20 protein-coding genes are annotated in these 23136 nt (G+C 70.6%); 6 read left to right on the forward strand and 14 right to left on the reverse strand.

Going from position 1 to position 23136, the window contains the following annotated elements; all coding sequences use genetic code 11:
* From VED21_RS25245 to VED21_RS25260, 4 genes are all read right to left on the reverse strand, one after another.
* The coding region (locus VED21_RS25245) for a methyl-accepting chemotaxis protein (protein WP_324887241.1) at positions 1 to 1759 on the reverse strand (1759 nt) is incomplete at its 3' end.
* 153 nt (positions 1760 to 1912) lie between these two features.
* Positions 1913 to 3271 (reverse strand): methylenetetrahydrofolate--tRNA-(uracil(54)-C(5))-methyltransferase (FADH(2)-oxidizing) TrmFO, encoded by a 1359-nt coding sequence (gene trmFO / locus VED21_RS25250; RefSeq protein WP_324887244.1) that lies wholly within the window; start codon positions 3269 to 3271, stop codon positions 1913 to 1915.
* A gap of 34 nt (positions 3272 to 3305) precedes the next feature.
* Entirely contained in the window at positions 3306 to 3713 is a 408-nt protein-coding gene (locus tag VED21_RS25255; RefSeq protein ID WP_324887246.1) for a nucleotidyltransferase substrate binding protein, read from the reverse strand.
* Complete coding sequence (locus tag VED21_RS25260) at positions 3701 to 4006, reverse strand: nucleotidyltransferase family protein (RefSeq protein ID WP_324887248.1); 306 nt, start codon at positions 4004 to 4006, stop codon at positions 3701 to 3703. The genes VED21_RS25255 and VED21_RS25260 overlap by 13 nt, the downstream gene beginning before the upstream one ends.
* Before the next feature lie 98 nt (positions 4007 to 4104).
* On the opposite strand from VED21_RS25260, the gene VED21_RS25265 reads away from it, so the two are divergent.
* The gene (locus tag VED21_RS25265; protein ID WP_324887250.1) at positions 4105 to 4539 is read left to right on the forward strand and encodes a rhodanese-like domain-containing protein; all 435 of its coding nucleotides are present in this window, start codon (positions 4105 to 4107) and stop codon (positions 4537 to 4539) included.
* Between the two features lie 18 nt (positions 4540 to 4557).
* On the opposite strand, the gene VED21_RS25270 is transcribed toward VED21_RS25265, so the two are convergent.
* From VED21_RS25270 to uvrA, 3 genes are all read right to left on the reverse strand, one after another.
* Complete coding sequence (locus VED21_RS25270) at positions 4558 to 5058, reverse strand: SRPBCC family protein (RefSeq protein WP_324887252.1); 501 nt, start codon at positions 5056 to 5058, stop codon at positions 4558 to 4560.
* Between the two features lie 151 nt (positions 5059 to 5209).
* Positions 5210 to 5422, reverse strand: a complete 213-nt coding sequence (locus VED21_RS25275; protein WP_324887254.1) for a hypothetical protein — start codon at positions 5420 to 5422, stop codon at positions 5210 to 5212.
* 61 nt (positions 5423 to 5483) lie between these two features.
* Positions 5484 to 8336, reverse strand: coding sequence for an excinuclease ABC subunit UvrA (gene uvrA / locus VED21_RS25280; protein WP_324887256.1), 2853 nt, complete (start codon positions 8334 to 8336; stop codon positions 5484 to 5486).
* 409 nt (positions 8337 to 8745) lie between these two features.
* On the opposite strand from uvrA, the gene VED21_RS25285 reads away from it, so the two are divergent.
* The 5 genes from VED21_RS25285 (at position 8746) to VED21_RS25305 (ending at position 12912) form a co-directional block, all read left to right on the forward strand.
* Complete coding sequence (locus VED21_RS25285) at positions 8746 to 9240, forward strand: single-stranded DNA-binding protein (RefSeq protein WP_324887258.1); 495 nt, start codon at positions 8746 to 8748, stop codon at positions 9238 to 9240.
* Between the two features lie 209 nt (positions 9241 to 9449).
* Positions 9450 to 10751 (forward strand): LarC family nickel insertion protein, encoded by a 1302-nt coding sequence (locus tag VED21_RS25290; RefSeq protein WP_324887260.1) that lies wholly within the window; start codon positions 9450 to 9452, stop codon positions 10749 to 10751.
* Complete coding sequence (locus VED21_RS25295; RefSeq protein WP_324887262.1) at positions 10735 to 11550, forward strand: hypothetical protein; 816 nt, start codon at positions 10735 to 10737, stop codon at positions 11548 to 11550. The genes VED21_RS25290 and VED21_RS25295 overlap by 17 nt, the downstream gene beginning before the upstream one ends.
* Complete coding sequence (gene larB, locus VED21_RS25300; protein ID WP_324887264.1) at positions 11547 to 12209, forward strand: nickel pincer cofactor biosynthesis protein LarB; 663 nt, start codon at positions 11547 to 11549, stop codon at positions 12207 to 12209. The genes VED21_RS25295 and larB overlap by 4 nt, the downstream gene beginning before the upstream one ends.
* Before the next feature lie 22 nt (positions 12210 to 12231).
* Entirely contained in the window at positions 12232 to 12912 is a 681-nt protein-coding gene (locus tag VED21_RS25305; RefSeq protein WP_324887266.1) for a hypothetical protein, read from the forward strand.
* A 15-nt stretch (positions 12913 to 12927) separates the two neighbouring features.
* On the opposite strand, the gene VED21_RS25310 is transcribed toward VED21_RS25305, so the two are convergent.
* The 7 genes from VED21_RS25310 to VED21_RS25340 form a co-directional block, all read right to left on the reverse strand.
* Positions 12928 to 14940, reverse strand: coding sequence for a RiPP maturation radical SAM C-methyltransferase (locus tag VED21_RS25310; RefSeq protein ID WP_324887268.1), 2013 nt, complete (start codon positions 14938 to 14940; stop codon positions 12928 to 12930).
* Between the two features lie 28 nt (positions 14941 to 14968).
* Positions 14969 to 15883 carry a hypothetical protein gene (locus tag VED21_RS25315; protein WP_324887270.1) on the reverse strand — a complete coding sequence of 305 codons (915 nt, stop codon included), beginning with the start codon at positions 15881 to 15883 and terminating at the stop codon, positions 14969 to 14971.
* On the reverse strand, positions 15880 to 17496 hold the full coding sequence (locus VED21_RS25320) for a lanthionine synthetase LanC family protein (protein ID WP_324887272.1): 1617 nt from the start codon (positions 17494 to 17496) through the stop codon (positions 15880 to 15882). The genes VED21_RS25315 and VED21_RS25320 overlap by 4 nt, the downstream gene beginning before the upstream one ends.
* 32 nt (positions 17497 to 17528) lie before the next feature.
* The gene (locus tag VED21_RS25325) at positions 17529 to 18566 is read right to left on the reverse strand and encodes a T3SS effector HopA1 family protein (protein WP_324887274.1); all 1038 of its coding nucleotides are present in this window, start codon (positions 18564 to 18566) and stop codon (positions 17529 to 17531) included.
* Between the two features lie 25 nt (positions 18567 to 18591).
* On the reverse strand, positions 18592 to 19692 hold the full coding sequence (locus VED21_RS25330) for an aminoglycoside phosphotransferase family protein (protein WP_324887276.1): 1101 nt from the start codon (positions 19690 to 19692) through the stop codon (positions 18592 to 18594).
* Positions 19693 to 19803: 111 nt separating this feature from the next.
* Positions 19804 to 21111 carry a hypothetical protein gene (locus tag VED21_RS25335; protein WP_324887278.1) on the reverse strand — a complete coding sequence of 436 codons (1308 nt, stop codon included), beginning with the start codon at positions 21109 to 21111 and terminating at the stop codon, positions 19804 to 19806.
* Between the two features lie 122 nt (positions 21112 to 21233).
* Positions 21234 to 22772 (reverse strand): S8 family serine peptidase, encoded by a 1539-nt coding sequence (locus VED21_RS25340; protein ID WP_324887281.1) that lies wholly within the window; start codon positions 22770 to 22772, stop codon positions 21234 to 21236.
* Positions 22773 to 23136 lie beyond the last annotated feature (364 nt).

The following is a 23136-nucleotide window of genomic DNA, read 5'->3' on the forward strand; positions in this document are numbered from 1 at the left end:
TGATCTCGGCGATGGTGCGGGTGATCTCGACGATCGCCTCGACGGCGCTGCTGGTGGCGCCCTGCATGGCGCCGATCTGCTGGCTGATCTCCTCGGTGGCCTTCGCCGTCTGGGTGGCGAGGCTCTTGACCTCGGAGGCGACGACGGCGAAGCCCTTGCCGGCCTCGCCGGCGCGGGCGGCCTCGATGGTGGCGTTGAGGGCCAGCAGGTTGGTCTGGCTGGCGATGTCGTTGATCAGGCTGACCACGTCGCCGATGCCCTTGGCCTGCTCGGCCAGCGACTGGATCGTCGTGTTGGTGGTCTCGGCCCGCTGATGCGCGCGCTGGGCGATGGCGGCGCTCTGGCCGACCTGACGGGTGATCTCGCCGATCGAGCTGGTCATCTCCTCGGCCGACGCCGCGACCGTCTGCACGTTGGCCGCCGTCTGCTGGGCGGAGGAGGCGACGTTGGCCGCCTGGGCGCGGCTCTGCTCGGCGGTGGAGGACAGGCGCTGGGCGTTGCCCTCCAGCTGCGTGGCGGCGGTGGTGACGCTCTCCACCACCGTGCGCACGCTGGCCTCGAAGCGGTTGGCGAGGTCGTTGAGGGAGCGGCGTTTCTCCTCCTCCGCCCGCGCCTCGGCGGCCTTCTGCTCGTCGCGCATGCGCTCGACGGCCTGGGCGTTCTCCTTGAAGACCTGGACGGCACCGGCCATGGAGCCGATCTCGTCGCCGCGGCCGCGCCCCGGCACCTCGACGCCGTGGTCGCCCTGGGCGAGGCGGTTCATGGCGTCGGTCATGGCGTTGACCGGCCGGGCGATGCCGCGGCCGATGACGGTGGCCACGGCGATGCCGAGCGCCACGCCCAGCACCGCGATGATGATGGAGCGCGTCTCCGAGCTGTCGGCCACGTCCGCGACGGCGTCGGCCAGGGCGCCCTGGTCGGCCTTGAAGCTCTGGCGGACGGCTTCCGCCTTCTCGTTGATGGCGGCGCCGGTGCGGTCCAGCACGTCGGTGCGCAGGGTGTTGCGCTCGCGGATCGCCGTCACCAGCGCCTCGAACGCGCCCTTGTAGGTGGCGACCTCGGCCACCGCCGCAGTCACCACCTCCCGCTGCCGCTCGTTGCTGATCGCCTGGTCGAGCATGAGGAAGGCCGTCTCCAGCTCCTCCATCTGGCGGCGCACCTCGTCGACCTCGGCGTCGGCGTTGCTTTCCAGGTACTTCATGGCGTGGACGCGGGCGGTCAGCACCGCCTCCTGCACCAGACCGGCGCGGGCGGCGACCTCCGGCTCGCCGGTGGCGGCGGCGGTGTCGATGATGTCCGACAGCTTGGAGCGGATGCTTCCGCCGGTCGGGTTCATCACCGTCTGCAGGATCTCGTTGCGCTTGGCCACGAGGTCGCCGATGCGCTGGAAGCCCTGGCGGTACTGCTCGACCAGGCTGGTGATCTCGCCCACCAGGGCGGCGCGCTTGGGGTCGGTGACCTCGCGCCGGGCGTCGCCGACGGTCTTCGCCAGCGTCTGGTAGGCGGCCTCGGCGCGCTTGCGGTCCTCGGGCGTGCGGGTGGTCATGAACTCCCGCGCGCGGAGCTGGAGCGTGACGACGTCCAGCTTCAGCTCGTCCATAAGCAGCGTCTTGTCCGACATGTCGCCGAACCGCGTGAAGGACCCGCGGATGGCGTCCATGCCGAAGATGGCGATGACGCTGAGCACGACGATGAGGATCTGCACGATGCCGAAACCGGCGTAGATCCGGTTGCCGATGCGCCAGTTGGTGAAGCCCATGAGGCCGCTCCTGCTCCCTGCACTCCGCGGCCGGCAATCCGATAGGATTCGAATTGTTCAGTCGCGGAGCAATCTTCGCAAGCAGGTATAACGGAACCGTAAACGAGGTGGTAGCACCAAATACGGTACCGTACGGTGGCCGCCACCGCGCGGTCAGACGGGCGGATCCTCCGCCAGCCAGCCGGCGAGGTCGGCAAGCGCGCGGCGGGTGTAGGCGAGCTTTCGATCCCGGCCCTTGATGCGCTCCTCCACCGGCGGGAACAGGCCGAAGTTGACGTTCATCGGCTGGAACGTCTCGGCCTCGGCGCCGCCGGTGATGTGGTTCAGCAGGGCGCCCAGCGCGGTGGTCTGCGGCGGTGCGGCGAGCCCCCGGCCCAGCCGCTCGGCGGCGGTGAACCGACCGGCCAGCAGGCCGACGGCGGCACTCTCCACATAGCCTTCGCAGCCCGTCACCTGCCCGGCGAAGCGCAGCCGCGGCAGCGCCTTCATCCGCAAGCTGCCGTCCAGCAGGCGCGGGCTGTTCAGGAAGGTGTTGCGGTGCAGGCCGCCCAGGCGGGCGAACTCGGCGTTCTCCAGGCCGGGGATCATGCGGAAGATGCGCAGCTGTTCGGCATGCCGCAGCTTGGTCTGGAAGCCGACGAGGTTGTAGAGCGTGCCCAGCGCGTTATCCTGGCGCAGCTGCACCACCGCGTAGGGGCGGCGCTCCGGCCTGTGCGGGTTGGTCAGGCCGACCGGCTTCATGGGGCCGTAGCGCAGCGTGTCGACGCCGCGCTCCGCCATCACCTCGATGGGCAGGCAGCCTTCGAAGTAGGGGGTGTCCTTCTCCCACTCCTTGAAGTCGACCTTCTCGCCGGTGATCAGGGCGTCGATGAAGGCGCGGTACTCGTCCTTCTCGAAGGCGCAGTTGATGTAGTCCTTGCCGGTGCCGCCGGGGCCGGGCTTGTCGTAGCGGGACTGGAACCACGCCTTCGACAGGTCCACGCTCTCGCGGTAGACGATCGGCGCGATGGCGTCGAAGAAGGCCAGCGATTGCTCGCCGGTCAGGGCGCGGATCGCCTCGGCCAAGGACGGCGAGGTGAGGGGACCGGTGGCGACGACGACGCTGTCCCACTCCTCGGGCGGCAGGCCGGCGACCTCGCCGCGCTCGATGGTGACCAGCGGGTGCTGGGCAAGTTCGCCGGTGACCGCGTCCGCGAAGCCGTCGCGGTCCACGGCCAGCGCGCCGCCGGCCGGCACCTTGTGCGCGTCGGCGCAGCGCAGGATCAGCGAGCCGCAGCGCCGCATCTCCTCGTGCAGCAGGCCGACGGCGTTGTACTCGGCGTCGTCCGAGCGCAGCGAGTTGGAGCAGACGAGTTCGGCCAGACGGTCGGTCTGGTGCGCCTCGGTCGCGCGGACGGGCCGCATCTCGTGCAGCACCACGGGCACGCCGCGCGCGGCCAGCTGCCACGCGGCCTCCGAGCCGGCGAGGCCGCCGCCGATAACGTGGACGGGACGGGGAGAGGTGTCGGTCATGATGAGGGGGTCCAGAAAGGAAAAATGCTGCGGATCAGCCGCGCGCCAGGGCGGCGCGCATGGCGCGCACCCAGGAATCGATCAGGGTGGCGTGCGCTGGCAGGCGGGAGAACAGCTCTTCCGCCTTGGCCTCGTCGTAGGTGTGAATCGTCAGGTTGCGGTCGTCCATCATCTTGAGCGCCGCTTCCGCCTGCGCCTCGGTCAGAAAGCCGGCGATCTGGCTCTCCCGGACGATCGGCTTCGGGCTGGCCGAGGTCAGCTTTTCCGGGCCGCTGCGATGAACGATGACGGCGCGGGCGGCCTTCCATGCGGTTTCGACGGACAAGGTGAAGCGCAGGATGGCGGAGTCCCGCACGACGTCGTCGGCGGGGTGGCCGAGGATCTCCTGGAAACGCCGCAGCGCCTGCTCCGCCGTGTCGACCTTGCGCTCTACCGGGTCCATTCGATGCCTTCGCGTTTCACATCCTCGCGGAACTCGGAGCCCACCGTCGACAGGTCCACCACATCGACGAAATAAGGCACCGTGCTTTCCTCGAGGTCTTCTTCGATGTCGGACCGCAATCCCGCTGGCAGCGGCTCCAGCGGTTCGATGGCCACATCGATGTCGCTCCACCGCTGCGCGTCGCCCCGTGCGCACGAGCCGAACAGATAGACGCGCGCGGGGTGTCCGGCAAGCCGGTCGAACACGATGCGCTTGACGGTGTCGAGCGCGCGCAGGCGAACGTCGTTCAGCATGAGCCGATAATAGCACGGCGGCGGCATTCGGCGGAACGCAGCCCTTGCCATGTGCCATCAGTATTCATTAATGTTAGACACTGAACAAAGGGGGTGGCATGGGTGACGCGGTTTGGGGCGACGCGGTGTGGATGGTTCTGCTGGTGGGGGTGGTGGCGCTGGTGATGCTGCTGCCCATGCTGCGCGCGCGGCTGGCGGGCGTGAAGCGCGTGGCGCCGACCGACGTGCGGGAACGTCTGGACCGTGGCGATCCGCTGTTCCTGCTGGACGTGCGCAGCGAGGCGGAGTTCGCCGAGGCACACATCGCCGGTGCGGTCCTGGCGCCGCTCGACCGTCTGGGGGGCAGTCTCAAGGCGGTGCGGGAGGATGCGGGCGAGCGGCCGGTGGTGATCGTCTGCCGCATGGGGCCGCGCGCGGTGGCGGCGGCGAAGGTGCTGGAGCGCACCGGATTCGGCGACGTCGCCGTGCTGGACGGCGGCATGATGGCGTGGGTCGCCAGCGGCGGCGCCACGAAGGCGCTGCACCGCCGCTGAGCGCGCGCCGCGGGCGCCCTACTGGGCGCCGAGCCTCTGCTTCAGGCCGTCGAAGCCGGAGGTGAAGATGCCGGAGATGACTTTCTTCGCTTCCGCCTCGCTGGCGCCGTTGGGGGTGAACCTGGCCGTCCAGACCAGCTTCGTTCCCTTGCCCGACGGCGTGGCGGACAGGGTGGCGGTGTAGTCCTTCACCGGCAGCAGGCTGGACAGGATCGAATATGTGATGCGGTGCTGCGTGTCGGAGGCGCTCAACAGCCGCTCCTCGATCACGCCGCCGCCCTTGACGGTGATCAGCCGCAGCTGGCCCTTGGCGTCCTGGCGCAGCTCGCACTTCTCGACGGCCGGGTGCCAGTCGCTCAAACCGCAGAACGGGCCGACGGACGGCCACACCTGATCGACCGGAACCGACAGGCGGACCGATTCGGTGACCTGGGTGGACTTGGTGGCCTTGGCGGGGGCCGCCAGCGCGGGCGCCGCCGTCAGCAGGAGAGCGGCCGTGGCCGCGAACAGTTTCCTCATCGTTTCCTCCCTCGTTTCTCCGTTGGATGGGAAGAGGGAAGCGTAAGCACGCAACAATGGCGCGGAAATAGCGACGATCGTACCGGTGCGGGACGCGGCCGGCTCCGCGCTGGTGCGGGAGGCCGGCCGCGGGTGCGTGCCCTTACGGGCCTCAGTAGGTGCGGGTGGTCGTGTTGCGCTCGATGGTCGTCGCGCCGGCGCCCGGCGCCGGGGTGATGACCGTGGAACTGCCGGCCGACGGGGCCGTCGTGGTCGTCGTCGTGGTCGTGCTGGTCGAACGGGTGGTGTCGTCGGAACCGCAGGCCGACACGGCCAGCGCGACGCCGAAAGCCAGGGCGATGCCGGTCAAGGTACGCGCCATCATCGTATTCCCCCTCATAAGGTGACGATGGCGCGACAACGCGGGGGAGCGGCGTTTGTTTCCCTCACGCCCTCTTCCGGGCCTTGCTCCGCTGTTTGAGGTACGGCGCCAGATACTGGCCGGTGTAGCTGCGCTCCACCCGCGCCACGTCCTCCGGCGTGCCCTCGGCGACGATCTCGCCGCCGCCGGTGCCGCCCTCCGGACCCAGGTCGATGATCCAGTCGGCGGTCTTGATGACCTCCAGGTTGTGTTCGATCACCAGCACCGTGTTGCCCTGGTCGACCAGCGCATGCAGCACCTCCAGCAGCTTCTCCACGTCGGCGAAGTGCAGGCCGGTCGTCGGCTCGTCGAGGATGTAGAGGGTGCGCCCGGTCGAGCGCCGGCTCAGCTCCTTCGACAGCTTGACGCGCTGCGCCTCGCCGCCCGACAGCGTGGTCGCCGGCTGGCCGATGTGGATGTAGCTGAGGCCGACGCGCTTCAGCGTCTCCATCTTGTCGCGGATGGAGGGCACGGCCTTGAAGAACTCCGCCCCTTCCTCGACCGTCATGTCGAGCACGTCGGCGATCGACTTGTCGCGGTAGAGGACCTCCAGCGTCTCGCGGTTGTAGCGCTTGCCGTGGCAGACGTCGCAGGTGACGTAGACGTCGGGCAGGAAGTGCATCTCGATCTTGATGACGCCGTCGCCCTGGCACGCCTCGCAGCGCCCGCCCTTGACGTTGAAGGAGAAGCGTCCGGGGCCGTAGCCGCGGGCCTTCGCCTCCGGCAGGCCGGCGAACCAGTCGCGGATCGGCGTGAAGGCACCGGTGTAGGTGGCGGGGTTGGAGCGCGGCGTGCGGCCGATGGGCGACTGGTCGATGTCGATGACCTTGTCGATGAACTCCAGCCCGCGGATCTCGTCGTGCTCGGCCGGGTGCTCGCGCGCTCCCATCAGCTTGCGCGCTACCGCCTTGTACAGCGTCTCGATCACCAGCGTGGACTTGCCGCCGCCGGACACGCCGGTGACGCAGGTGAAGGTGCCCAGCGGCACGCGCGCCGAGACGTTCTGCAGGTTGTTGGCGCGGCAGCCCGTCACCTCCAGGAACTGGCCCGCGTGGCCGGGGCGGCGCACGGACGGCACCGGGATGCCGCGGGTGCCGTTCAGGTAGGCCGCCGTGATGCTGTCCGGGTTCTTCTGCACCTCGGCCGGAATGCCCTGGGCGATCACCCGGCCGCCGTGCTGGCCGGCACCCGGCCCCATGTCGACCAGGTAGTCGGCGGTGCGGATGGCGTCCTCGTCGTGTTCCACCACCAGCACGGTGTTGCCGAGGTCGCGCAGGCGCTTCAGCGTCGCCAGCAGGCGGTCGTTGTCGCGCTGGTGCAGGCCGATCGACGGCTCGTCCAGCACGTAGAGCACGCCGGTGAGGCCGGAGCCGATCTGCGAGGCGAGGCGAATGCGCTGGCTCTCGCCGCCCGACAGGGAGCCGGAGCCGCGCGCCAGCGTCAGGTAGTCGAGGCCGACCGCGTTGAGGAAGCCCAGGCGCTCGTTGATCTCCTTCAGGATGCGGTAGGCGATCTCCTTGTCCTTCGGGCGCAGGTGGTCGTTCAGCCCGGCGAACCAGCGGCCGGCGTCGGAGATGGACATCTCCGCCGCCTGCGAGATGTGCAGGCCGTTCACCTTGACGGCCAGCGCCTCCGGCTTCAGGCGGGCACCCTGGCAGGTCTCGCAGGGCTGCGCCGACTGGTACTTCGACAGCTCCTCGCGGGTCCAGGCGCTGTCCGTCTCGCGGTAGCGGCGCTCCAGGTTGTTGACGATGCCCTCGAACGCCTTGTTGGTCTGGTAGCTGCGCAGCCCGTCGTCGTAGGTCATGGTGATCGGCGCGCCGTTCGAGCCGAACAGGATCGTCTGCCGCACCTTCTCCGGCAGCTCCTCCCACGGGGTGGTCATGGGGGCGCCGAAGTGCTTGCAGATGCTGACCAGCGTCTGCTCGTAGTACTTCGACGACGAGCCGGCCCACGGCGCGATGGCGCCCTTGGCGAGGGTCAGGCGTTCGTCCGGGACCACCAGCATCGGGTCGAAGTAGATCTTGGAGCCCAGGCCGTCGCACGCCGGGCAGGCGCCGAACGGGTTGTTGAAGGAGAACAGCCGCGGCTCGATCTCCGGGATCGTGAAGCCGGAGACGGGGCAGGCGAACTTCTGCGAGAACACCGTCTGTTCGTGCGTGTCGGCGTTCTCCACGAAGACGATGCCGTCGGCCAGCGCCAGCGCCGTCTCCAGTGAATCGGCCAGGCGGTTGCCCAGCCCGTCCCGCACCACGATGCGGTCGACGACCACCTCGATGTCGTGCTTCAGCTTCTTGTTGAGCGCTGGGACCGCGTCGATCTCGTACATCTCGCCGTCGACCCGCACGCGCTGGAAGCCGCGCTTGCGCAGGTCCTGGATCTCCTTCTTGTACTCGCCCTTGCGGCCGCGCACGAAGGGGGCGAGCAGCAGGAGGCGCGTGCCCTCCGCCATCGCCAGGATGCGGTCCACCATCTGGCTGACCGTCTGGCTTTCGATCGGCAGGCCGGTGGCCGGCGAATACGGGATGCCGACGCGCGCCCACAAGAGGCGCATGTAGTCGTAGATCTCGGTCACCGTGCCCACGGTGGAGCGCGGGTTCTTCGACGTCGTCTTCTGCTCGATCGAGATGGCGGGCGACAGCCCCTCGATCGATTCGACGTCGGGCTTCTGCATCAGTTCCAGGAACTGCCGGGCGTAGGCCGACAGGCTCTCCACATAGCGGCGCTGCCCCTCGGCGTAGATGGTGTCGAACGCCAGCGACGACTTGCCCGATCCGGACAGGCCGGTGATCACGATCAGCTGGTCGCGCGGCAGATCCACGTCGACGTTCTTCAGGTTGTGCTCGCGGGCGCCGCGGACGCTGATGAATTTGTTCATGGAGTGTTCTTAGCCGAAAGTGGTGCGGAAGGGAAGGCCGAACGGCACCGGGAGGGCCCGCACAGATATGGACGAGCCATGCGCGGATTGCCACTGCCGGAACCCTGCGATGCGTACGGCGGGCATCGTCTGCGCGATTGCGCCGCGCCCGGCATTCTGGTATAAAATGTTCACGGAGTGTTCTCTTGGCGGCGGGGCGTGCGAGTGGCCCCGCGGACAAGGGGGATGACGCTCCCGTGGCGGTTGACCGCACCGCCCCGCTCGTGCTTCTTGATGCGCCCGAGTGGGGGTGTGGACGCAACATATCCGGCCCTGCGAACGGGAAACCTCGACATCTGGACGCCCCGCCGCCGGGCGGCCGATCGGGCCGGTAGGGATGTCGGGACACTCGCGCCTAGGAGATGCAGCGATGAACGTGTGGACCTTTACGGGGCGGCTCGGTGCGGACGCGGAACTGCGCACGACCCAGAGCGGAGAGAAGGTGCTGGGCTTCCGCGTCGCCAACGACGTCGGCTTCGGCGAGCGCAAGACGACCCAGTGGGTGGACTGCTCGATCTGGGGCCGCCGCGCCGAATCGCTGGCCCCGCACCTGACCAAGGGCAAGGGCGTGGTCGTCTCCGGCGAGGTGACGCTGCGCGAATACGAGAAGCGCGACGGCACGCGCGGCGCGCAGATGTCCGTCCGCGTCGCCGAGATCGACTTCATGGGCGGCGGCCGTGAAGGCGGCGAGGGCGGCGGCTACGGCGGCGGCGGCGGTTACGAGTCGGGCGGTGGCGGCGGTGGCGGCTACGGTGGTGGCGGCCGCGGCGGTTACGGCGGCGGCCAGGGCGGCGGCGGCGGTGGTGGCGGCGGACGCGCGCCGCAGCCGCAGCACAACGACCTGGATGACGAAATCCCGTTCTAAGGGCAGCCATATTTCCGAATGCCAGTTTCGAGCGCCGGACCATCCGTGGTTCCGGCGCTTTTTTCTTGCCGGGGAGACGTTGCACAGCGCGTGCGGCGGCGGGTTTCGCGCTTCCTATGGTTGCTGGTTTCGGCCATATTGTCCCATGTGTTTGCTCTCCAAACGTGTGGCGGGTCGTGGACATGGACCAACAGCGATGCTCCGGTATCATGAACATCCACCTGGATGCGGTCGGGGGAGTCGCGGGCGACATGTTCGCGGCAGCGCTTCTGGATGCCCGCCCGGACCTTTGGCCGGACGTCGCCGATGCCGTGGCGGCGCTGGGCCTGCCGGAAGCCATCTTCGCGCGGATGGACGCCACGGACGACGGGGTGCTGACCGGCCGGCGCTTCCAGGTGCACGGCGCGCGCGACGGCGGGCACCACCACGGCCATGACCATGGGCATGACCACGGCCACGCCAACGGCCACACGCACGACCACGTTCATTGGCGGGACATTCGCGGCCGCCTGGAATCCGCCCCTCTTCGGCCGGGTGTGCGCGGCCACGCCGTCGGCATCTTCAGCCTGCTGGCCGAGGCCGAGGCCGCCATCCACGGGCGTACCCCGGACGACGTCGCGTTCCACGAGGTCGGGGCGGTCGACTCCATCGTCGACATCGTGGCGGCGGCGGCGCTGATCGACGCGCTGGCGCCCGCCGCGTGGTCGATCGGGCCGGTGCCGCGGGGATCCGGCCTCGTGCGCACCGCGCACGGGATTCTGCCGGTCCCGGCGCCGGCCACGGCCCGGCTGCTGAACGGCTTCGTCCTGTCGGATGACGACGAGGACGGCGAGCGGACCACGCCCACCGGGGCGGCGATCCTGGCGTGGCTGAAACCCGCGCAGCGGCCGGACCGCACGCCGCGGCGGCTGCTGTCCACGGGAACCGGGTTCGGCACGCGCCGGTTGAAGCACCGGCCCAACATCCTGCGGGCCATGCTCTTCGGCGCGGACGAGGGGGCCGGTGACCAGCGGGCCGGTGAACGGACTGCTGATGCCGAAGCCGTCGGCGTCCTGCGCTTCGAGGTGGACGACCAGACGGCCGAGGATCTGGCCGTCGCTCTGGACCGGATCCGGGCGGTGGACGGGGTGCTGGACGTCTGCCAGTGGCCCGTCTTCGGCAAGAAGGGCCGGATGGCGGCGGCCGTGCAGATCCTGACCCGCCCGGAGGCCGAGGTCGCCGCCGTCTCCGCCGCGCTGGAGGAGACGACGACGCTGGGCGTGCGGCGCCAGACGGCCGGCCGCGCGACGCTGCCCCGCGCGGAGGTCGAGGCCGACGGCGTGCCGGTCAAGCTGGCGGTGCGGCCCGGCGGCGCGCGCAGCGCCAAGGCCGCGATGGACGCGCTGGCGCCGATCGCTGGTGCTGCAAACCGGGCAAGCCGTCGCGCAGGCGCCGAAAAGGCCGCCCTGGATAAGGACGCCCTGGAAAAGGACGTATTGGACAAGGACGCCCCGAATGCACCCGCCGTCTGACCCGCTGCTCGACGTGCTGCGCGGCTGCGCGGAGCCGCTGATCGCGGTGTCCGGCGGCGTCGACTCGCTAACCCTCGCCAGCTTCGCCCACCGCGCGGTCGGCGGGGTGCGCATGGCGCATGCGGTGTCCCCGGCCGTGCCGCGGGCCGCCACGGCCAGGGTTCGGCGCTTTGCCGAGGTGCAGGGATGGGACCTTGCGGTCGTGGAGGCCGGCGAATTCTCCGACGGGCGGTACCTGGCCAACCCGGTGAACCGCTGCTTCTACTGCAAGACCAACCTTTATGATCGGCTGGGCGGCCTTGGCGCGGGCACGGTGCTGTCCGGCGCCAACCTGGACGATCTGGGGGACTACCGGCCGGGGCTGGCGGCGGCGGCCGACCACGGCGTGCGCCATCCCTTCATCGAGGCGGGCATGGACAAGGCGGCGGTCCGCGCCCTGGCGCGCGCGCTGGGCCTGGGCGACGTGGCGGACCTGCCGGCGTCGCCGTGCCTGTCGAGCCGGATGGAAACCGGGCTGGCCATCACGGCGGACGCCCTGGCGCTGGTCGAGCGGGTCGAGACCTGGCTTGCGGAAGAGCGGGGGGCGAAGGTGGCGCGCTGCCGCGTGCGCCCGGACGGCCTGGAGATCGAACTGGGCGCCGAGGAGCACGCGCGGGAGCACGCGCGCGCCGGCAGGGACGGCGCGCTGGTCGAGGAGCTGCGCCGCGCGCACCCGGCGTTGCGCGGCGTGAACATCCGGATCGGCGCCTACCGGCGCGGCTCGGCGTTCGTCGGCGACAAGAGCGTGGTGCGGCCGTGACGGCGGACAGCGAAATCCGCCTCGATTTCGACCGGGCGCGGCGGGTCGGCGTCGGCGAGGCGATCATGTGCGCCGGCAAGTCGCCGGAACAGCTGGCGGCGGTCCTCGACGCGGCGGCGGCGCGGTCCGCCCGCTTCCTGTTCACGCGGCTGGAGCCTGAGGCGCACGCGGCGCTCCCGCCGGAGCATCGGGCGGCGCTGGACTACGATCCGGTGTCGCGCACGGCCTTCTTCGGCGCGGCGCCGGCCGGGGCGCGGACCGGCGCGGTGGCGGTGGTGTCGGCCGGCACGTCGGACGCCCGCGCCGCGCGGGAGGCGGAACGCACCCTGCTGTTCAACGGCGTCGCCCCGACGATGATCTTCGACGTCGGCGTCGCTGGCATTTGGCGGCTGATGGAACGGGTGGAGGAGATCGCCGCGCACCCGGTGGTGATCGCCGCCGCGGGCATGGACGCGGCGCTGCCCACCGTCCTGGGGGGGCTCGTGCCCGGCCTGCTGATCGCCCTGCCCACCTCCACGGGATACGGCATGGCGCGCAACGGCGAGACGGCGCTCGCCGCCGTGCTGGCGTCCTGCGCGCCGGGCATCGTCGCGGTGAACATCGACAACGGCTACGGCGCGGCGGTCGCCGCCCTGCGCGCCGTGCGCCCGGGCGGCTGACCCGGGGGGGGAAGGAGCGGCCATGGAACAGAAACCGACCGCGCTTCCGCCCGCCGTTCCGATTCACCTGCTCGTCGGGCCCGCCGTCGCGGCGCTGCTGGCCGGGCTGCTGTGGCTGGCCCCGCATTGGAGCGCCCTGGGCGTGGGGGCCGTGGGATGGGGGATCGCCCTTCTCCTGCGCGCCCCGGTGGCGCTGGCCTGTCAGGCGCTCGCCCTGTCCAGGGAGCGCTTGGCCGGCGTCGTGCTGCTGGCGTCCGGCCCCGCCGAGGAGCTATGCCGGTGGGCGGCGCTGGCGCTGTGGGGGACGGACCTGCGGACGGCGGTCTGGCTCGGCCTCGGGTGGACGCTGGCGGAAGCGGTGGTTCTCTTCCAGGGAGCGCTGGTGTCGGCGCGGCTGCTGCGCCGCCAGGACGCGCAGGGCGAGGCGGCGCGGGCGCAGCTGGCGAGCCAGGGGGCCGCCGCCGGCGCGCATCCGGCCTGGGGCGGGCTGGAGCGGCTGTCGGCGACGGGCCTGCACGTGGGGCTCACCCTGTGGATCGCGTGGAGCCCCTGGATGGCCATCCCGGCGGCGCTGGCGCACACGGCGACGAACCAAGCGGCCGTCACCCTGTTGCGCCGCACTGGCCGGATGGCGCCGACCGAGGGGGCCGTCGCCGCCATGGCCGTCGCCACCCTCGCGATCGGCCTCGCGCTGATGCTCTGACCATCACTCCGACCATCAGATCCCGATCAGCTTCCAGCCGGGGTTGAAGCCGCGCGCCGTCACGTGCGTGGGCAGCGCCAGCAGCAGCTCGTCCTCCTCGTACAGCAGCCCGGCCTCCAGCATGGGGGACAGGCAGCGCCGGGGATCGGCCGCGAAGTCGGCCCGCGTGAAGGCGATGCGGGTTTCCGGCGCGGGGGCCGGCACGATGCGGAAGTCGTCGGCCTGACCGTCCCAGCGCTTGCCCGGCGTGATGGGGTAGGGCGCCGGCTCGGCCGCGCCGCCGCGCTCGTCGAGGAGGGAGTCCACCGCCATCGGGGCGTCGCACGCCTTCAGCACGTCGGCGGCGAAGCCGGACAGGCGGTAATCCGCCTTGCCCGCGGGCGTGCGGCGGTCGCGGACCAGGACGTCGTCGCCGTCCTGCACCCAGGTCAGCGCCGTCTTCCCGGACCGGAACGCCTGCACCCAGTTGCGGATCTCCAGGTTGAGCTTGCGGATGTAGGAGAGGTCGAGCGGGCTGCGGCCGGCCACTTCGAAGACGTAGGCGTGGCGCGCGATCTCCTCCGGCTCGAAGGGGTAGAGGAAGGCGTAGTTGTGGTGCGGCACCAGCCGGATGCCGTACTTGCCGGGGTCGCGGTGGAAGGGGCTGAAGCGGTGGAACTCGATGTCGATCACCGCGTTCGGCGGGGCGAGATGGGTGAGTTTCGCCACGTCCCGCGCCATCTTCTGGTATTCGAACGGGTCCTCGCCCGGGAAGCCGGCCAGCACGTTCCAGGCCGGCACGATGCCGTATTCGCGGGCGTATTTCAGGAACGCGATGTTCTGGATGCCGCGGATCCCCTTGTTCATCAGCTTCAGGATCGGCGTCGAAAGGCTTTCGATGCCCGGCTGCACCATGGTGATGCCGGCGTCCGCCAGGGCGGCCACCTGGGCCCGGTTCATGTTGGCCTTAATCTCGTAGAAGAAGTTGACGTCGAGGTCCTTCTCCTTCGCCCACTTCACGAAGCTGCGGTAATAGCGGGTCGACAGGATGTTGTCGGCCATGAACAGGAACTTGGCGTCGTACTTTCGTGCGACCGCGAGGACCTCGTCCTGGAAACGCTCCTCGTCCTTCTGGCGGTAGCCGATGCCGTTGGCGTTGAGGCCGCAGAAGATGCAGTGGTGCTTCGCCCCCCACCAGCAGCCGCGCGAGGATTCCAGCGGCAGCACCAGCTTGTCATGGTCGTACAGGCCGAATTTCTTCCGCTCCCGGATGAAGTCGTCGAAGACCGGCACCGGCAGCGCGTTCATGTCCGCGACCGGCTCCGACTGCGGGCCGCACACGGCGCGGCCGTCGGCGTCGCGGTGGATCAGGCCGGGCATGCCGCCGACGTCCGCCCCCGCCTCCAGCCGCTCGACGAACTCCGGAAAGGTGAAGTCCGCCTCGCCGGAGAAGACGTAGTCGACGAAGGGAAAGTGCTCGGCGATGGCGAGGCCCATCTCGCCGTCGCAGTTGGCGCCGCCCAGCACGACGCGCTTGTGCGGCCATTTCTCCTTCACGTGCTTGGCCAGGGCGAGCGCCGGGCCGTTCTGGAAGAAGGTGGAGGAGATGCCGATCAGGTCGTACGGCTCCAGCTCCGCCGCCATCTCGGCCAGCAGGGCCGGCACCTTGGCGGCGAGGCCGAAGATCATCCGGCTGGGCAGAAGCCCTTCCGCGGCCGTGTTGGCGGCCCGGTCCAGCGCGTCGAGCCGCTTGCGCACCAGGGGCTCCAGCGGTTCCAGGCGTTCCGGGTAGATGGTGCGGAAGAAGATCCATTCGTTCCACGGGAACAGGTCGCGCTGGGTGAACTGGTTGTAGACGTGGGGGCGCAGCTCCTCCCTGGGCACGTCCAGCGCCTCGGCCAGCCGGTAGTTCCAGTAGAACGTCCGCGTCTGGAAGCCGCGCTGCTCGACGCCGGCCGCCAGGATGGCGAGCCCCAGGTTGGCCAGGTTCGGCGGGCCGTAGGGCGGGTAGACGAAGGCGACCTTCAGCCGTTTCGGCGCATCACGCATGGACCGGTCCTCTCGCACGCTCGCGGCATCAAAAGTACTGGGGATTGACGCTGGAGGAGAGCCAGCGCATGTACGCCTCCTCCTGCGGGGTCAGCGGCCCGGCGTTCATCGCCTCGACCGTCTGCTCGAACTCCGCGGGGCTCTGCGGCGAACAGAGGATGCCATCCATCCCCGGAACGGTGAGGGCGAAGCGGTAATAGTCGGTGGTCCTGGGCAGCCAGTAGCGGTCGCCCAGGCCCATCTTCCGGAACTGCTCCGGCGTCACCTGGGACATGGTGCTCTTGAAATTGAAGATCAGCCCGGTGCGGTCCGGGCGGATGTAGGGGAAGACGTCGTTGACGGCGCCGGGGTGCGAGGTGTTGTAGCGGATGAAGTTGATGTCCAGCAGGTTGGCGTTGACGCTGACCAGCGCCGACGGCCGGTGATGGAACGACGCGCCCAGCGCCCGGCCGCCGAAGTGGCGGGCGTTGCGGGCGCCGTGGATCGAATTGAAGCGGCTGTAGAGGTTGGCCTCGCCGGGCACGGCGCCGGCCATCAGCACGTCCACCCGCTCCAGCCCCGGCACGGAATCGATCACCTCGTTGAACTGCAGATAGCTGAACAGCGGCTGGTCCAGGTAGGACACGACGGCCACCACCACCTCGTCGCGGACGGACGGGCCGCGCTTGAACAGCTCCACCAGTCCGTCCCGCAGGCCCTGGTACAGCGGCCAGTGGAGGTCGGACGTCAGGAAGAAGAAGTTGACGCCCATCTCGTAGGCGGCCAGCACGGTTTCCGGCGTCGTGATGCCGATGGCGAAGGGGCTGACCGTCAGGCCCGTCAGCCCCAGCGGCAGGCGGTCCTGCGGCTTCGGCAGGCTTTGGCGCGGGTAGGGGCGGTGGCCGCCCAGCGGCAGGGTCGGCGGCTTCATGCTGGTCTGCAACTGAAGGGTCGGAACCGTCATTTCTTGCTGTCGTCCTTGCTGCGGGGCTTACGGGTTCTGGCCGCCTTCGGCGCCGTGCCGGCGGGCGCCGCCGGGGTTCGCCGTTTGAGCGCTTCACCGGCGGGCGGCTTCGGCGGAGCCTTGGGTTCCGGCGGCGCCTTGGGCTTCGGCGGAGCCTTGGGCTTCGGCGCCGCCGGAGGCTTTGGCGGGGCCTTGGTGGGAGCGGTGCCGGCGGGCGGCTTCTCCGGCGCCGTCGGCTCCTCGGTCTTGCGTGGTTCCGGTTCCACGGCCGCCGCTTTCTCCGGCTTCGGAGCGGGCGGCGGCGGGGGCGGTGGAGGCGGCGGCTCCGGGGGCGGGGGCGGCGCCTGCGTCCGCTTCTCCACGGCGCGCGGGCGGAACGACAGGAGGCTGCGGACCCGTTCCGGATCGGCGAGTCCCAGGTAGAACCGCCCGATGCCGGCCAGACCGAACAGCAGGTCCGGGCTTTCGCCGTTGGGCGGCCCGCCGCACGGCCAGGGCATGCGGTTGGCGGCGTAGGCCAGCGCCCCGTACCGCGCGGCGTAGACCGCCTGGTCGCGCAGGTCCGGCCGGCCGAGCGCGGCGGACGCCATGACCAGGAACTCGGCGTTGCCGGCCGCGCCCGTCGCCAGGGCGAAGTTGATGCCGGGCAGGGATTGCGGCCCCAGCGTCGCCGCCGCGGCCGTGACGGCGGCCTGCAGCTCCGCATCGTTCTCCGCGCGGTCGGGCAGCAGCTCGCGGATCCGCAGGCGGGCCATGCCGACACCGGTCGCCCCATGGATCCAGGCGATGGGAAAGCGGGCGGGCGTCGCCACGGTCAGGTGCGGTTCCGGGACCTCGACGCGCAGGTCGGGCCACAGGTTCCACATCCGGTCGAACTGGGCCGCTTCGTAGGCGAGCGCCGCCAGCGCCGTGTCGCGCAACGCGTCGCCGCCGCCGGCCGCGTGCAGCTCCAGCAGCGCCAGCGCGATGCCGGCCGCGCCGTGCGGATAGCCCAGCAGATCCGGATGCCGCTGCCCCCGCCCGCTCGGCCACGAGGCGCCGTCGCCGCTGCGCCGGGCGCGCTCCACCAGCAGCGTGCCGCAGCCCATGGCGGCGTCGAGCAGCGCGGCGTCGCCGGATCCCGCCGCCGCGTCCAGCAGCACCAGCGCGGCGCCGGCGACGCCGCCGTACACGTCCAGCTGCTCCGGGTCCGGCGGCCGCTTGCCCAGCCGGTCCAGCGCCGCCCGCCCCGCCCCGATCCAGCGATCCTCGCCCAGCGCGTGGGCCGCCAGGGTGAAGGCGACGGAGGCGCCGGGCAGCCCGGCGTAGAGGCCCGCGGCCCAGTCCGCCGGCCAGGACTCCAGGCTGCCCGCCGCCTGGGCCAGGGCGCCGCGCGCCGCCTGCCGCACCACCGCGTCGCCGGTGGCGCGCCACAGTTCCGCCAGGAACAGGCCGATGCCGGCCGTGCCGTTGCCGAGCGCCGGTCCCATGGCGCGGTAGACCGGCTGGATGCGTTCCCCGTCGGCATGGTAGGCCCAGCCCAGCCAGTTGCACCGGTCCCCGCTCCAGATCGCCTCCATGGCGAGCCGGCGGCCGATGGCGGCGGCGACGTCCAGGAATTCCCCGCTTTCCATGCCCCGGCTTTCCATGCTCGATGTCCCTGTGCTCATGGGGCAAGCCTTTCCGCGTCGAAGGCGCTGTAGATGTCGGTCCGGCCGGGGGACACCCAGGGACGCGCGAGGTTCAGGCCGTTGGCCGCGAAATGGGCGCGCACCGCTTCCAGCTTCTGCCGCGCGGTGCGCTGGCCGGCGGCATGGGCGGCCAGAACCGCCTCCGTCATCAGCCGGCAGCGGTGGATGCCGAAGCTGTCGCCGTTGCCGGGATCCTCGGCGAAGCCGATCCCGGCGCGGAACCGGCAGGTGAAGAGGGGCGTGGGATCGGCCAGTTCCTCGGTCGCGGCGGGAGGCAGCCCGGCGATGAGCCGCGCCACGAACTCCGCATGGCGGCGCGCCATGTAGAGCACCATGGAATCCGACCGCGTGTAGTGGGTGGCGTCGGTCAGCGCCTTCATGCGGTAGGGGACCTGATAGGCGTTGAGCGCCTGCGTCAGCGCGCGGATCAGCACGGGAACGCCCGTGGGGGTGATGTTGAAGTAGACGCGCGTCAGCGCGTACTCGTCCCACACGTCGGTGGGCGCCTCGCCGTACATGAACTGGAAGGCGGTCTGCAGCGTGTGCGAGCCGCGGGGCATCCACAGGGTCACCTGCTCGCCCGGCTGCGGCACGGTTCCGCGGCCGTTGGTGGCCAGGTACTCGCCCGGCCGGGCGCGGCGCTGCCGCTCGCCCTTGGACACGCTGACGCTGCCGTCGGCGTCGACGGCGTAGACCCGCCAGCCGGCGTCCCAATGGTCGCGGTTGCCGTTGGCGGCGTCCAGCTTGATCGGGTGCGCCGGGTCGGGCGGGTAGGGGGAACGCGCCGGCGGGCCGGGAAAGCGGTGCGCGTAGCAGTTGGTGTAGAGCGTGCTGATGATGGCGTTCGCCATGGCGCCGGGCTGCGGCAGATGGTGCAGCAGCCCGCCGGCGAAGCGGAAGGCGTCGGGCGCGATGATCTCCAGCGCGTCGAGGATGGCCGTCAGTTCGGCGTCCAGCGCTCCGGCGTCCAGTGCATCGGCGCCCGGCTTGTCGGCGTCCAGCTTGTCGGTCATGTGGGGCAGTCCAGTCCGGGCCGTGTCAGGAGGGGGTGCCGAGCAGGTCCGCGGCGGCCTTGTCGGGCGCCCAGAGGAAGGCCCGCGCGGTTTCCATCAGCGTCTCCGCCTGGGCGGCGAGGGCGGAGCGGTTGAACAGCGCCTCGAAGACCGCCACCACCAGGCGGGCGCCCACATGGCGCATGCAGCGGGTCAGGAAGACGCGCGCCGCCCCCTCGCCGAAGCCGCGGGTCTCCACATAGACCTGCCAGAACCGGCGCATGGACGGCACCGCTTCGGCCAGCGTGCGGTCCTTCCGGTCCTCCGCGGCCGGTCCGGTGCCGGCCTGCGGCGGTATCAGCATCACGTAGAGGATGTAGGAGGTGAGGATGCACGCGATGTCCCACGCGGCATCGCCCAGGTCGACCAGTTCCCAGTCGATGACCTTGAAGTCGTATTCGCCGTTCGGGCCGGCGGGATGGACGATGAAGTTGTCCCACTTCATGTCGCCGTGGATGAGCGCGCTGAACTCGTACTCGCGGCCCAGCGCGTGGAGGTGCGCCAGCAGGTCCGGCCGGCGGGAGAGCATCTCCATCATCGGCCGGCCGATGTGCGGCGGGAAGCTGGGCAGCGGCGCCAGGGTCGCGGGATCCAGGGTGAAGATCCACGGCGGCTGCCGGGGGAAGACCTGCGCGTTGACGGGCTCCAGCAAGGCGTTGGCGGCCTGCGCGTGGTAGGCGCCCAGCCCGCGGCCCAGCAGCTCGCCCACTTCGACGGGAAAGCGGCGGAGGCGGAAATGCAGCTCGTTCAGGTTCTCGGCCTGCGGCAGCAGGCCCAGCACCAGCGCGTGGCGGCCGGCGTCGAAATCGACGTAGGTCGGGGAGATGGTCTTCAGCGGCTCCAGCAGCGGGCGCGTGGCGACCAGCTGGTAGAAGGCCGCTTCACGCCGCAGCGTGGCCACGTGTTCCGGACTGTGCCCCATGATCTGCTTCACGAACAGGCCGGGCAGGCCGCCGCGGGTGATCTTGAAGTTGCGGCAGCGCCGCCCCGCCTCGGCGACGCTGAAGTCGCCGCCGACGATCGATCGGGCGTCCAGGATGCCGCGCTCCATGAGGAAATGCGCGATGTTGGACACGGTCAGGAACATTCGGGTGGGCTTCCTTCCTTGAGGCCGGCGGCACGCCCGTCGGACACGCCGCCCAAGGGCCGCGCCGGCCGCCCCGTGCGGGGGCGGCCGGCGGGCTTCCAGGTGGCGTGCTTAGAAGCTGATCGACGGACCCACGGTGGCCGAGCCGGTCCCGGAGACCGTCACCGAGATCGAGCCGGACACCGGCGTCCAGGTCGCCTGCGGCGCGGCGCCGGTCTGCGGAGCCGCGCCGTAACTGGCCGTCGGCAGCGTCGGGATGGACGGGTAGCTCGGGTAGCTCGGCATGCTCGGGTAGGTCGGCACCGTCGGGTAGGTCGGCACCGTCGTCAGACCCTGGGCAGCGGCACCCTGGCCGGCCGTGGCCGTCACGGTGAACGTCGGGAAGCTCGGCTGGGTCGGCAGCGTCGGCACCGTCGTGATCGTCGGCGGCAGCGTCTGCGGCAGCGTCTGCGGGAGCGTTGGATCCGTCGTCAGCGTCGGGTAGGTCGGGACGGTGGTCAGGCCCTGGGCGCCGATCCCGCCGCCCTGACTACTCATGGCCGTCATCGTGGCCGGCGGGATCGTCGGGTAGGTCGGAAAGCTCGGCAGCGTCGTGACGGTCGGGAAGGTCGGCACCGTGGTCAGGCCCTGCGCCGCGGCCTGACCGGCCGTCGCGGTCTGGGTGACCGTGATGGTGGGGTAGGTGGCGGGGGTCTGCGTGATCGTCGGCGGCACGGTGACCGTGGTCGGGTTGCTCACCGTCACCGAGGCGGGCGTGACCGACACCGTGATCGTCTGCGGCGCGGCCCCGGCCTGCTGCGGCATCGTGTTCTGGAGGGTCTGGAAGGTCTGGGACGCCGTCGGGAAGGTCTGCGACGCCGTCGGGAAGGTGGGGTACGACGGCACCGTCACCGGGGTGATCGGCGTGCGGGTCAGGGTCTGCGTCGGGAAGGTCTGGGTCGGGAAGGTCTGCGTCGGGAACGTCTGCGTGGGCAGCGTCATCGTCGGGGCCAGCGACGCCGTGCTGGCGCCGAACGCCTGCGCCTGCGCGCCGCTCAGCGGCACCGTGACGCTGGGACCCGCCGTGGCGGACGCCGAGACGCTGAGCGACGCGCCGGCCGTGGTGGTGACGCCGCCGGTGTTGGTGGCGCTGACGGTGATGCTGCCGGTGCCGGTGCCGCTGCCGGAAACCGTCACGGTCACGCTGGCCGGGGTGATGCTCTGGACTTCCGCGCCCTGCGGGGCGGCGGTCGGGTAGGAACCCGTGTTGCTCACGGTGACCGTCTGGGTCGGCACGCTGGTGAGGATCGACGGAAAGCAGGTGCCGGTGATCGACTGGGTGATGGTCGGGAGGGTGACGGTGACCGACTGCGCCTGCTGGGCGCCGGGGTGCATGGTCGCCGGCAGAACGGTGACCGGGAAGGTGGGATAAGAGAACATTCGATATGCCTCCTTGGGAACGGTCTTGAATGGCTGCTGTCGAGGCCCCGGCCTGTCCGGGCGGAGCCGCGGTTCGGATCGGGCAGGCCCCGGTTCTGGCCGGCCTCCTTCTCGGCGGGCGGTCAGGAACCCGGCTGGGTCGGAGCGGCGCGCCCCGTCACCAGGCCGGCGCCGGCCAGGAAGTTCGGAATGCCGATGTTTCTCAGCGTGGCGGCGAGCACCTGGGCGGCGCGGGCCACGCGCTCGGGCCCGCGGGGGAGGCCCGTGTAGTAGGTGTCGGCCGCCAGGAAGGTGGCCAGCGCCGCCGTCGCCGCCGGGCAGGCCATGGAGGTGCCGCTCATCTCGGCGTAGGGGGCGGCCACTTCGGGCCGGGCGGGCACGGTGGAGATGATGCCCACGCCCGGCGCCGCGCACCCGACCTCGTAGCCGACCGCGTCGAAGTTCGCGGCGAACAGGCCGCCCGGGCCGAAGTAGACGGGCTGGCTGGGCATGCAGGCGGCCGACAGCGTGCCGGCGGGCGACATTCCGTACAGGCCCAGGGCGTTGACCCCGGCCGCTTCCGGGTAGGCGGCCGGATAATAGACGGGCGCGCCGTTGGAGTTGCCCGCCGACGCCATGCACAGCGTGCCGAGTTCCAGCGCGGCCATGAGCGCGTCGCGCTCGATCGCCGAGGGCTCGGGGCCGCCGAGGCTGAGGTTGACGAGGTCGGCGTCGAATTCGGCGGACAGGAGGTCCACGCCAAGCGCGATGTCGCCCTGCGTGGCCGTCCCATCGGGGCCGAAAACCCGCAGCGCGCCGATGTCCGCCCCCGCGGCGATGCCTTCGTAGTCGCCCGACCCGTCGGCGGGGATGGCGCCGATGATGCCGGCGACGTGCGTGCCGTGTCCTTCCTGGTCCAGCGTCGCCTTGGGGGTCGGATCGACCTTGCCGTCGACGACCGCGCCCAGCGCCTTGACGTGCTTCACGTAGGGGTTCGGACCCAGCCCGGTGTCGGCGATCCCGATGCGGATGCCCTGGCCGCGCTTGAAGCTGGATTCGCTGATGCCGACCAGATGGTGCCACCAGCCGAGGGGGCCGGTCTTGGGCAGGCCGAGCATCTCGATGGTGGAGCCGTTGCGCGGCATCACCTGCAGCGCGCTCCAGTAGCTGGAGGCGGGCTCGACCACGATCATGGACGGCGTGAACTGCGTGGGGTCGTAGTTGAAGAGGAGCTTGCCGCCGGCGTCCGACACCGCCTCCTGCCGCGTGCCGGGCACGCGGCCGGTCAGCGAGTTGAGCACCAGAAGGCCCTTGGCGCCGGCCACCGACTGGTTGCCGCTGCGCAGGGTGATCTCGAAGGCGGCGCCGACGCCGGGGTGCAGCGGCTCCACGCCCTGGGCCCGGATGACGCGGTCGACGATGGGCGGGCGCGCCACGGCGGGGCGGCGCAGATGTTCGGGTTCGACAAGGACGTCGTCACCCAGTTCGCCGGCCATGCGGGCCATGTCCGCGTGCGGTGCTTCCACGCTGTAGACGCGGCGCGCCTGTTCCGACTCCGGTTTGTTGTCAAGGCGGATGTCCGCGTGCGCGGCCAGCAGCTTCTCCGCCCGGTCGCCGCCTTCGCGCTTGGCCTTGCGCTCGCCTCCGCCGGACAGCCTGTTCGCAACGATAAATCTGGTCATCGGTCATACCCCATGCGCATACCTGCGGATGCAGACCAATCTCTTGGACTGCAAGGGAGAAAGCGGGAAAACCATAGTGACAGATGCGGTTCCTCGGTGCCTGACAGGAACATGCCAGGAGTCCATGGAGCTTCAAAAGGTATTTTTACTATACTTAGTCACTGAATGAGTCTGACAAGCCCAGAAAAACGGCAATATTATCGGCCATACGGCGGTATGTCGTGAAATTAGATAACATTTTGACTGCCGTGCTTGTACGCCGGGCGGCCGCGCAACGGCCAAGTCGAGGCTGCGCAGCGGCAATCGAAGGGTGTCGTTCGAACGCGGACGAACGATGCCCGCGAAGCATTATTAGCTTTCAGCG

The sequence above is a fragment of the Azospirillum sp. genome (assembly GCF_035627195.1).
GTDB lineage: Bacteria > Pseudomonadota > Alphaproteobacteria > Azospirillales > Azospirillaceae > Azospirillum.

Excerpts from the sequence above, each read along its gene's own strand:
- trmFO (WP_324887244.1), bottom strand. The coding sequence starts at position 3,271 with ATGACCGACACCTCTCCCCGTCCCGTCCACGTTATCGGCGGCGGCCTC.
- VED21_RS25255 (WP_324887246.1), bottom strand. The coding sequence starts at position 3,713 with ATGGACCCGGTAGAGCGCAAGGTCGACACGGCGGAGCAGGCGCTGCGG.
- VED21_RS25260 (WP_324887248.1), bottom strand. The coding sequence starts at position 4,006 with ATGCTGAACGACGTTCGCCTGCGCGCGCTCGACACCGTCAAGCGCATC.
- VED21_RS25265 (WP_324887250.1), top strand. The coding sequence starts at position 4,105 with ATGGGTGACGCGGTTTGGGGCGACGCGGTGTGGATGGTTCTGCTGGTG.
- VED21_RS25270 (WP_324887252.1), bottom strand. The coding sequence starts at position 5,058 with ATGAGGAAACTGTTCGCGGCCACGGCCGCTCTCCTGCTGACGGCGGCG.
- VED21_RS25275 (WP_324887254.1), bottom strand. The coding sequence starts at position 5,422 with ATGATGGCGCGTACCTTGACCGGCATCGCCCTGGCTTTCGGCGTCGCG.
- uvrA (WP_324887256.1), bottom strand. The coding sequence starts at position 8,336 with ATGAACAAATTCATCAGCGTCCGCGGCGCCCGCGAGCACAACCTGAAG.
- VED21_RS25285 (WP_324887258.1), top strand. The coding sequence starts at position 8,746 with ATGAACGTGTGGACCTTTACGGGGCGGCTCGGTGCGGACGCGGAACTG.
- VED21_RS25290 (WP_324887260.1), top strand. The coding sequence starts at position 9,450 with ATGAACATCCACCTGGATGCGGTCGGGGGAGTCGCGGGCGACATGTTC.
- VED21_RS25295 (WP_324887262.1), top strand. The coding sequence starts at position 10,735 with ATGCACCCGCCGTCTGACCCGCTGCTCGACGTGCTGCGCGGCTGCGCG.
- VED21_RS25305 (WP_324887266.1), top strand. The coding sequence starts at position 12,232 with ATGGAACAGAAACCGACCGCGCTTCCGCCCGCCGTTCCGATTCACCTG.
- VED21_RS25310 (WP_324887268.1), bottom strand. The coding sequence starts at position 14,940 with ATGCGTGATGCGCCGAAACGGCTGAAGGTCGCCTTCGTCTACCCGCCC.
- VED21_RS25315 (WP_324887270.1), bottom strand. The coding sequence starts at position 15,883 with ATGACGGTTCCGACCCTTCAGTTGCAGACCAGCATGAAGCCGCCGACC.
- VED21_RS25320 (WP_324887272.1), bottom strand. The coding sequence starts at position 17,496 with ATGGAAAGCGGGGAATTCCTGGACGTCGCCGCCGCCATCGGCCGCCGG.
- VED21_RS25325 (WP_324887274.1), bottom strand. The coding sequence starts at position 18,566 with ATGACCGACAAGCTGGACGCCGACAAGCCGGGCGCCGATGCACTGGAC.
- VED21_RS25330 (WP_324887276.1), bottom strand. The coding sequence starts at position 19,692 with ATGTTCCTGACCGTGTCCAACATCGCGCATTTCCTCATGGAGCGCGGC.
- VED21_RS25335 (WP_324887278.1), bottom strand. The coding sequence starts at position 21,111 with ATGTTCTCTTATCCCACCTTCCCGGTCACCGTTCTGCCGGCGACCATG.
- VED21_RS25340 (WP_324887281.1), bottom strand. The coding sequence starts at position 22,772 with ATGACCAGATTTATCGTTGCGAACAGGCTGTCCGGCGGAGGCGAGCGC.